This window comes from Streptomyces sp. NPDC058964 (genome assembly GCF_042741275.1).
GTDB lineage: Bacteria > Actinomycetota > Actinomycetes > Streptomycetales > Streptomycetaceae > Streptomyces.
This window is the reverse complement of sequence record NZ_JBHYKH010000004.1, coordinates 22,689-32,648: the sequence shown is the minus strand read 5'-3', so window position 1 is coordinate 32,648 and position 9,960 is coordinate 22,689. Positions and strand designations below refer to the sequence as shown.

Sequence of the window (9,960 nt, the reverse complement as noted above, 5' to 3'; positions counted from 1 at the left end):
ACACCCCCAACCCTGGCGGGGTGCGCGGGGCGGGGCCCGGGGTTTCTACTCCCGGGGGGGGCGCCCGTTTTACATGCCTGCAACGTTTACCGGTCAGTCGGTTTTCGGCCAACATCACTTCAAGGTCCTGACATGTACGCGCCCCTGATGCCACTCTTCCCTCACCCGCCGCAGCAGCACAGCAACTTCACGACTCAACTCCGGTCAGTAACCCCACGCTGTCCGGACTCCCCCACAAGAAGGAGCTTGAGTGAGCCCCCTCTACGCGCGTCACAAGCGCACCACTCTGGCCATCGCCACTGCTGTCGCAGCCGGAGCCCTGCTCTCCACCGGTCTGACCACCAGCGCCTCCGCGCAGACCCCCACCGCGGACTCCGGCAGGACCACCCTCGCCGCGGCCCCGACCGCGCTGACCAACGCGGCCCGCACCACCCTGATCCAGAAGGCACAGGCCGGCGCCACCGAGACCGCCCGGAGCATAGGCCTCGGCGCCAAGGAGAAGCTGGTCGTCAAGGACGTCGTCAAGGACGCCGACGGCACGGTCCACACCCGCTACGAGCGCACCTACGCGGGCCTCCCGGTCCTCGGCGGCGACCTCGTCGTCCACACCTCCAAGGCGGGCAAGGCCGAGGGCGTCACCAGAGCCACGAAGAGCGCCGTCAAGGTGGCCTCGCTCAAGCCGCAGATCACCGCCGCCAAGGCCGAGAAGCAGGCCGTGAGCTCCGCCAAGACCCTGGGCTCCGCCAAGACCGCCGCCGACGGCGCGCGCAAGGTGATCTGGGCCGGCTCCGGCAAGCCCGTCCTCGCCTACGAGACGGTCGTCGGCGGCTTCCAGGACGACGGCACCCCGAACCAGCTGCACGTCATCACCGACGCGGCCACCGGCAAGAAGCTCTTCGAGTACCAGGGCATCGAGAACGCCACCGGCACCGGCAAGACCCTGTACTCGGGCACGGTCAGCCTGAACACCAACCTGTCGGGCTCGACGTACCAGCTGTACGACACCACGCGCGGTGGTCACAAGACGTACAACCTGAAGCACACCACCAGCTCCGGCACCGGCACCCTGTTCACCGACTCGGACAACGTCTGGGGCACCGGCGCCGCCTCCAGCTCCACCACCGACCAGACCGCGGCCGCCGACGCCGCCTACGGCGCGCAGGAGACCTGGGACTTCTACAAGAACACCTTCGGCCGCAGCGGCATCAAGAACAACGGGGTCGGCGCCTACTCCCGCGTCCACTACGGCAGCTCGTACGTCAACGCCTTCTGGGACGACAGCTGCTTCTGCATGACCTACGGCGACGGCGAGACCAACAACCACCCGCTGACCTCGCTGGACGTGGCCGGCCACGAGATGAGCCACGGCGTCACCGCGAACACCGCGGGCCTGAACTACTCGGGCGAGTCCGGCGGCCTGAACGAGGCGACCTCCGACATCTTCGGCACCGGCGTGGAGTTCTACGCCAACAACGCCTCCGACGTCGGCGACTACCTCATCGGCGAGAAGATCGACATCAACGGCGACGGCACCCCGCTGCGCTACATGGACAAGCCCAGCAAGGACGGCGGCTCCGCCGACTACTGGTCCTCCACCGTCGGCAACAAGGACGTGCACTACTCGTCCGGTGTCGCGAACCACTTCTTCTACCTCCTGGCGGAGGGCAGCGGCGCCAAGACGATCAACGGCGTCAGCTACAACTCGCCGACGTCCAACGGCTCCACGGTCACCGGCATCGGCCGCGCAAAGGCGCTGCAGATCTGGTACAAGGCGCTGACGACGTACTTCACGTCGACCACCAACTACAAGTCGGCCCGCACCGGCACGCTGTCGGCGGCGGCCGCCCTGTACGGCTCCGGCAGCACCGAGTACAACGCGGTGGCCGCGGCCTGGTCGGCGGTCAACGTCAGCTGATCACCGTCCGGTGAACGGCTGCAGGGCGGTACCCGGCGCGACGGCGTCCCGGGTACCGCCCTACGCTTGTGTCCCATGCCCTCGGCGTCCTTCACCTACGAGCCGGTCGGCGCGACCCGCGACGACCTGAACTTCTGCCCGCCCGGCTTCCGCCCGATGCACGTGCGCAGCCGCATCGGCGAGGGGCCGGAGGTCTTCCGCCGGGCCGCGGAGGCGGTCCTCACCTGGGAGATGCACCGGGCGATGGGCGTCGGCATCGACGCCACCGCCGACCGCGCGGCCCCGGACGTGGACGTCACGGTCACGCTGGCGGGCCTGATAAAGGCGCCCTGCCGCATAGTCTGGACGGCCGACGAGCCCCGCCGGGCCGGCTGGGCCTACGGCACCCTGACCGGCCACCCCGAATGCGGCGAGGAGGCCTTCGTGGTCGACCGCACCGGAGACGGCACGGTCTGGCTGACGGTCGCCGCCTTCAGCCGCCCCCAGAAGTGGTACGCCCGCGCGGGCGGAGCGGCGACACGGGGCTTGCAGCACGCCTACGCCCGCCGGTGCGGCGTGGTGCTGCGCCGGCTGTGCGCCGAGTTCGCGGAGGACTGACCGAACTCCCCGACGGCAAGGCGCCGCAACGACAGGGGCTCTGCCCGAGGGATTCCCCGGCAGAGCCCCTGTGCGTCATCGCAGATCCCGTGCTGTGCGGAACTACCGGTCCGCGCCCGAGGCCGGGACCACATCCCACATGCCGAGAACCTCTACGAAGTCGGCGGTCCGAATGACTCGGTCCGGCTTCCCGGGACGGCCCGACAGAAGACCGTCGACGATGGCGCGCGCCTCGGCCGAGCCGAGGCCGCCGGAGACCGGCCAGACGTGCCCGCCGCTCTCCGCACCAGCGAACTCCCCGATGAGCACAGCACTGTCGGCATCCGGAATCGGCCAGATCCAGAAGAGCCTGTCGTCCAGGTCCGAGGAATCCACGCGTTCCGCCAGCAGCTTGAAGTACCAGCAGACAGCGCGGCCCCTCCATCTCAGGATTCCCTCGAGCGGTCCGTCACGCCAGTCGAAGATCACCATCACGTCGACCGGACCGTGCCGGTCACCGGTTTCCTCGGCCATGTCATCGCCTCCCGAAGACGACGTTGAAGGCTTTCTGCACCGTCGAAGTCACCGGTTTGGGAAGTATGAGTGTGTGGTGCATGGAGTTATTCCGTGTCGGAGTGTAGATGAGTCTGAATCCCGCGGCCTCCAGATCCTCCTTGGACGCGACCGAAGCCCCCTCCATCGCACCGTCGGTCGTCGTCACGGAAACTCCGTGCCCGAACGACTTCGCGTTCTCCTCGGCCTTCTGAGCCGACGACGCGAGGCGACCGGTGCTTTCCTTGCTCGTCCCGAAGCGCGCGAACAACTGGTCTCCGCTGCACGTGCACGCCTCGCCGAACCCCGGTCCGTCGGGACCGCAGTTGTGGACGAGTACGGGCACGGCCCCCGCGAGCACGTAGTACGTGTGGACCGCGTCGACCGTGAGGTCGTGCGTCCGGTGCCGCTTCGTCCAGTGGGCGACCGCGGTGATCTGGACGCGGGTGCCCGCGCTGGTGCGCAGTGTCTCGCCGGGTTTCAGGTCGCCGGCGTTCACCCAAGCGCGGAGATCCGGCACCCAGAAGGGATGTGTGTCCGTGGCCGTGAGGTCGACAGTGCTCCTGCCGTGCCTGCCCGTCGCGATGGTCAGAGTCGTGAAGTACTTGTCGTCCTCCGTGGTGATGGTGCCGACGACCTTCTTCGTCGACGTCTTCCCGGTCCGCGGATCGGTGACGACGACCTCGTCACCGTCCCTGACGTCCTCGATGTTCTTGACGGACCCGTCGGCCATGAGGACCTTGGTGCCCGGCAGGAAGCTGTGCTTGACGGAGCAGACCTTGCCGACGTCCTCGGCGGCCGCCTCCGCCTCCTGCACGATCTTGCGGGCCCACTTCTGTTCCTTGCGGAACTTCATGACGGCCTTGGAGAGCTTCCAGGCGCCCTTGATCAGTTCGGCGCCCTTCTTGAACATCGTGCCCCACGGGATGGCGTCGATGAGCAGGCTCACGCAGCTGGAGACACCGCCGTTGAGGCAGCCGGTGAAGTCGTCCCAGCCGATGAAGGACTTGAAGACCTCCCAGCCGACGTTCTTGGCCACGTCCACCAGGCTGGTCCTCTGGATCTTCTTGGCCTTGACGACGTCCTGGTTGTTCACGTGGCCGCCGACCGAGCCACCGCCGTTGCCACTGCCGCTTCCGCCACCGCCCTGGTACTCGGGGCAGTTCGGGTTGGTCAGGCTCGGGCAGTATCCGCCGCTCTTCTTCTGGGGGTGGCACATCTCCGGAACGACGTCGCAATGGGTCGTGCCGTTGGGGTCGCTCAGGGTGACCGGGTTGTTGTCGCTGTAGGCGTAGCCGTTGAGCGACTGCGGGTCGTCGAGGTTCATGAGCGGGTCGACGCTGGTGAACCGGCCGAGCGACTCGTCGTAGTCCCGGGCCCCGAGGTGGGTCAGCCCGGTCGCGGTGTCCTGCGTGCCGCCGACGAAGCCCTCCGTGCCCGGCCAGGCACCCGGCCTGGTGCCCCGCAGCGCGCCGAAGGGGGTGGTGCGGCGCTGCTGGAGCGCCTGCGACGCGGCGTCCACGGACAGCTGGCCGGTGCCCTGGTGGTCCGCGACCGTGAAGGAGACCTTGTTGTCGTCGGTGCGGATCGCCTCGACGCCGTTGCCGAGGTCGTAGTACCGCGTGCACTTGGCCTTCGTCGCGCCCTTGGCGAGCGTGATCTCACTGCCGCCGATGTACAGCGTGGTCGCCGTCGGGGTCCGCTCGGCGAGCCGGTTGCCGTCCACGTCGTACAGGTACGTCGTGACCTTCGTGCCGCCGCTGCCGTCGGGTTCGGAGACCTTGGCCAGGTGCCCCTCGGCGTCCCAGTCCAGGGTCTGGGTGTTGCCGCCGATGGTGCGGGTGTGGGTGTCACCGATCTCGTCGTAGGTGTAGGAGTCCCGCGAGGTGTTCCCGCTGGGGCCGGTGGTGTCCACCTGCGACAGCGTGTGCGCCTGCGCGGTGCCGGCGGGCGGGTAGCTGTAGGCGTGCTTGACGTCCTTCGCGGTGTCACCGCTCGGGTCGTGCACCACCTCGGTGGCCCGGTTGCCCTCCGAGGCCCCGCGCGCCTTATTTTCGTTTTGTTACGCCCGACAGTACGGGGCGGGTCCGCCGAGCAGCGCGGCGGCGGGGGCCTCGGCGCAGCCGGTGGTGCCCTGGGCCCAGGCCTCGGTCAGGCGCTGGAGGTAGTCGTACTGGAAGCACTGGTTGTCCGTGCCGTCACGGGAGACGTCCGAGATGGAGAGGATGTCGCCGGACTCGTCGTACCCGTAGGTGGTGGAGCGGTCGACGCCGGAGACGCCCTCGCGGTCCACCCGGGACGTCTTCAGACGCTGGGTACCCCACTCGTAGGTGCTGGACAGCCAGGTCTTCTTGCCGCCGGTGGTGGCGGCCTCGACCTGCTCCGGCTTGCCGGTGAAGCTGTAGTCGACGTTCGTCAGGTAGGTGCTGGTGCCGGTCGCCGTGATCTGGCGGTGGGTGTCGTCGTAGCCGTAGGCGAGGGACTCGCCGGGCAGCGAGCCGGCCGCCGGATAGCTGACGGCCTTGACGGTGCCGTCCAGGTTGTAGCCGGTGTCCTGCTGGTACGAGCCCTGCAGCGCACCCTCGGAGGCCGGAACGGTGGTCGTGGTGCGGGTCGGCCGGTACAGGCCGTCGTAGGCGTTGACCGTGGTGGTGAACTCGTTGGTGCCGTCGTAGCGGGTCCAGGAGGCCAGCTGCCCCTTGGCGTTGGTGACGGTGTCGTAGGTCCACTTGGCCAGCAGCGGACCGCTCGCGCTGCCGGAATGTTCCTCCGTCTTGCGGCCGAGGTCGTCGTAGGCGTAGGCGAGGGTGACCTTGCCGGCGTCCTTGGTGCGGTCGTCCTTGACGGTGAGCAGGTTGCCCCGGTCGTCGTAGGTGGAGACCGTGGTGCCCTTGTCGGGATCGGTCGCCCGGGTCGTGCGGCCGAGCAGGTCGTACTCGTTCCTCCAGGTGTTGCCGGCCGGGTCGGTGACCTTGGACAGCTTTCCGGCGGGCGTGTACTCGTAGGCGGTCACGTCGTGGTCGCCGGAGGGCGTGTTGCCGTGGTACTGCCACAGCTCACTGGTCCTGCCGCGGGCGTCGCTGACCGTCGTGGTGGCCGGCTGCCCCTTGGGCGGGGTGACCGTCACCCGGTCGCCGCCGTACGCGGTCGTCGTGGTCGACAGCACCGTGCCGCCGTCCCCGTTGCCTGCGACCTCCTTGCGCTGGATCTCACGGCCCAGCCCGTCGTAGGAGAACCAGGTCTGGGTCTCCACGCCGAGCGCGTTGTCCAGGACCAGCGGGGCCGTGGACGGCGGCGAGGCGTTGTAGTAGCTCGCGAAGGTCTTCGTGGTCAGGCCGCGGGCGTCGTAGAAATGGTCGGTGACCAGCCGGCCTCCGGCCGGGCCCGGGTCCTGTGTCTGGGTGGGCCGCAGGAAGCCGTCGTACAGGTCGTACGAGGTCTCCTGGGTGCCGTCGTTCTTCAGGGTCCTGGTGCCGACGGCGGGTGCCTTGGCGTCGGCGAGCGTGTAGCTGAACTCGTAGTTGGGAGTCTGGCTGTTGGCCTTGGAGCGGTTGGGCAGCCAGACCTTCAGGGAGCGGCCGAGCCCGTCGTAGGTGTAGTCGATGCGCTTGCCGTTGGTGTCCACGATCGCCGTCGTGGTGCCGCGCAGCGGGTCGACAGAGGTGGTGACGGACTGCGCGGTGGTGCTGTCCCCGGTCTTGGCCGGCGGGCCCGTGACCTTGTAGCCGGTCGGGATGCCGGTGGTGGGGGTGTAGACGGTCGTGGTGGTGCGGCCGTCGCCGCGTGGGGTGCGGGTCAGCTTGCCGGCAGAGTCGACCTTCACGTCCGCGGTGATGTCGGTCGTGCTGACCGCGCGGCCGTAGGTGTCGTAGCCGGTGCCCCTCTCCAGGTAGGTCGCGGTGCTGCCGTCGTGCTTGGTCAGCGTCGCGGTGTAGCGGGCCTGGCCCTTGGTGGGCGCGGCGGTGTAGTCGGTGCCGTCGTAGGCGGTACGGACGTCGGAGACGACCTGTTTGTCCCGCTGCGGGGTGGTCTCGCAGTTGACGGAGACAGTCTCCACCCGGGAGACGAGCGAGTAGATGTTGGCCGCCGGATTGTCCGCGTAGGTGGTGCGGGTGCACTGGTCGTCGCTGCTGTCACCGGTCTGCCCGAGGTCGTTCACCTGGGTGGGGCGGCCGGTGGCGTCGTCGAACGTCGTGTAGCTGGTGGTCTCCCGCCACCTGGCGCCCGCGCCGTCGTCCAGCGAGGTGTAGGTGTGCGTCCAGTCGCTGCCGGAGTGGTTGGCGGTCGAGGTGCCCCAGGAGCGGGTGCGCTTGGCGGTCTCGTGGAACCAGCCGTGGTTGACCGCCTTGTTGAGCAGCCGGCCGCCCGGCCCCGAGTAGTTCTCGGTCCGGTACTCGAATCCGGCCAGCGCCTCCCAGTCGGCGATGGTGGCGCCCTCCCCGTCGTCCAGGGTGACGTCCTTGGTACCGCCGTCCCTGTTCAGCCGGTCACCGTTCATGCCGCGCAGGAAGTAGTGGTCGGCCTGCGTGGACATGCCCGAGGTGCCGCCGGACTCGACACGGACGTGCCGGTAGCCGCGCCACTGCGACCAGGTCTTGTACTTCTCCTTGGTCAGGCCCTCGTCGTCGTCGTAGTGCCAGGCCGCGCCGTCCAGATAGGAGTACTCGGTGACGGAGTCGGGCGACTGGCCGGTGCGGTCGGTCTGGGTCACCGACGTCACGACGTACTTGTTGAACCACTGCAGGCTCGGGTCGGCGTCGCCGGAAGCCGTGTAGTACTGCGGGTAGCAGCGGGTGGTGTTGGTCTCCGGGGTCGGCAGGCCGTCCCAGGAACAGGCGGCGCCGGAGTAGTTGACGGAGATCTGGCCGCCGGACTCGTCGGCGATGTTCGACACGCGCGCCTTGATGAAGGGCGCGGTGCCGTCGCCGGTCCTGTCGAGGCGGTTGGCGTCCTGGTGGTACGTGAAGGTGACCTTCGGCAGGGTGACGGCGGGGCTGGCCGACCTGCCCGTGTGCTGGATGGAGTCCAGCAGCAACTGGTAGTCGATGTCGGCCTGGCCCCAGCGCTGGGTCAGGTCCCAGGAGTCGACGTCACCGTACGTGCCGTCGGACTTGAGGATCTGCGTGGTGACGTTCGCCAGCCGCTTGCGGGTCCAGAAGGTGGGCGCGTACTTGCCCGTGCAGTCCGTGCCTGCCTTGCAGTTCTGGTCCCAGGGCGTGTCGTACCAGTAGGACGACTTGTCGTCGATCGTGTCCGCCGCGCAGGTCACCCCGGTCTCCGGGATGCACCGCTCGGTGGAGGTGAATTCGACCTTGCCGAGCGGCTTGGCGGAGTAGACCGTGTCGCTGCGCAGGCCGTACTCGATGCGGTCCAGGCTGCCGCCACGCACATACGGCGTGTCGTCGGCCGCCTTGAGGGCGCGGCCGTAGTTGTTGGTCTCCTGGTCGTAGTAGTACGCCATGGCGTTGCCCTCGGGGTCCACGACGTAGTCCAGGTTCCAGCGCCAGGCCTGCTGGCACCAGGAGTCCGCGAAGGCCGCCGCGTGGCACGGTTCGCCGTCGTCGTCGCCGTAGACCGGGACCGTCCAGGTGGAGTCCGTGGTCTCCTTGCCCGAGGTCCAGCCCGGGAGCTTGTTGTAGCCGAAGAAGTACTGGGTGCCGTCGGTCGTGGTGACCTTCCAGTACTCCTGGTTGTTGTCACCGTTGTCTCGGGCGTCCGACGAGCCGCCGGTCAGCCGCTCGACGCGGGTGCCGTCGTCGTTCTTCAGGTGCCACTTGCCGGCGGAGTCCTGGATCAGCTCGCCGCCGTGGCCGTTGAAGCTGAGCGTGGCGTTGTCGTAGCCCCAGCACAGGTCGCCGGGCTTGTTGCCGTCGACCTTGACGCCGTCGTCGTCGCAGGACTTGTACGAGCGCTCGATCGAGCCCGGCCACAGGTCGAAGCCGTCACCGACCCAGGAGGACTGGTTGTTGCTGGTGGTGGTGCGGCCGTCGATGGAGCCCGACGAATAGGTGAGGCCGACGTTGGGCACGAGGCTGCCCGGCACGTCCGGCACGTCCATGTCGTACGACCAGGAGAAGTCGCCGGTGTTGAGCGAGGTCTGCCAGGTCGCGGACGGGGACAGGGCGGTCGCCTTGTAGTCGCCCTGGCTGCCGGAGGCGGCGGCGGTGACCGCGAGGACCGTCGCCGGGGACGCGGCCGCGAGCGTGGTCTTCGCCGTCGGCTTGGCGGCGGGCAAGGTCACCGTGTCCGCGGTCAGGGTGCGGTGCTCGGTGTCGTTGACGGCGGCGACCGGGGTCGCTGTACGGCAGGACGCCTTGTCCGGGCTGGTCAGGGCGCAGGCGGGCAGCCGTACGAGGTGCAGCCGGGAGCCGTAGCCGCCGCCGTAGGCCTCGGCGAAGCGGGCGTAGTCGACCTGGAGACCGATCTTGCCCGCCCCGGTTCCGGCGTCGGCCCGGTCGACGGAGAGCAGCAGGCCGTCGCCGACTCCGGCGCGCCGGGCCGCCTTGCGGTCGAGGACGCGCACGCCAGCCTTGGTGACGCGGTCGGCGGCCTTCACCGCGTTCTTCGGCGCGCGTACGGACAGGGGCAGCGCGCCGAACCGGTTCCCGGCGGCGAGACCCTTGGCCGTGGCGCGCGCGGCGGGCACCGCGGCGGTCGCCTGGCCGGAGGCCGGCCAGGCCGCCGCCGGGTCACCCTTCGGGGTGAGCGGCGACCTGTCCTGCTTGCGCGGTTTCACCTTGCGGGAGTGCCCGCTGACGGGCTTGTCCGCCTGGTGCACCCCGGGCCTGCCCGCGCTGGGGTCCGCCGCGGCCGACTGTGCCGTCACCGCCTGGATCAGGGCGCCGACCATGGTGGCCGACACCGCCAGCGCCGTCCGTCTGCGGACGCGCCGCCACGACTTCCCGTTCACTTCCCCA

5 protein-coding genes are annotated in these 9,960 nt (G+C 69.2%); 2 read left to right on the top strand and 3 right to left on the bottom strand.

Annotation, left to right across the window (positions count from 1 at the left end; genetic code table 11):
* Window positions 1-250 precede the first annotated feature (250 nt).
* Together ACFW2E_RS00900 and ACFW2E_RS00895 are read left to right on the top strand one after the other, a co-directional pair.
* Window positions 251-1,915, top strand: a complete 1,665-nt coding sequence (locus tag ACFW2E_RS00900) for a M4 family metallopeptidase (protein ID WP_384459293.1) — start codon at window positions 251-253, stop codon at window positions 1,913-1,915.
* A 75-nt stretch (window positions 1,916-1,990) separates the two neighbouring features.
* Complete coding sequence (locus tag ACFW2E_RS00895) at window positions 1,991-2,512, top strand: DUF1990 domain-containing protein (RefSeq protein ID WP_384459290.1); 522 nt, start codon at window positions 1,991-1,993, stop codon at window positions 2,510-2,512.
* A gap of 102 nt (window positions 2,513-2,614) precedes the next feature.
* On the opposite strand, the gene ACFW2E_RS00890 is transcribed toward ACFW2E_RS00895, so the two are convergent.
* From ACFW2E_RS00890 to ACFW2E_RS00880, 3 genes are read right to left on the bottom strand one after another with little or no spacing between them, the layout of a single operon-like run.
* On the bottom strand, window positions 2,615-3,025 hold the full coding sequence (locus ACFW2E_RS00890) for a hypothetical protein (protein ID WP_384459287.1): 411 nt from the start codon (window positions 3,023-3,025) through the stop codon (window positions 2,615-2,617).
* 1 nt (window position 3,026) lies between these two features.
* Window positions 3,027-5,051 carry an RHS repeat-associated core domain-containing protein gene (locus ACFW2E_RS00885; protein WP_384459284.1) on the bottom strand — a complete coding sequence of 675 codons (2,025 nt, stop codon included), beginning with the start codon at window positions 5,049-5,051 and terminating at the stop codon, window positions 3,027-3,029.
* A gap of 54 nt (window positions 5,052-5,105) precedes the next feature.
* Window positions 5,106-9,953, bottom strand: a complete 4,848-nt coding sequence (locus tag ACFW2E_RS00880) for an RHS repeat domain-containing protein (protein ID WP_384459281.1) — start codon at window positions 9,951-9,953, stop codon at window positions 5,106-5,108.
* Between the last annotated feature and the right edge of the window lie 7 nt (window positions 9,954-9,960).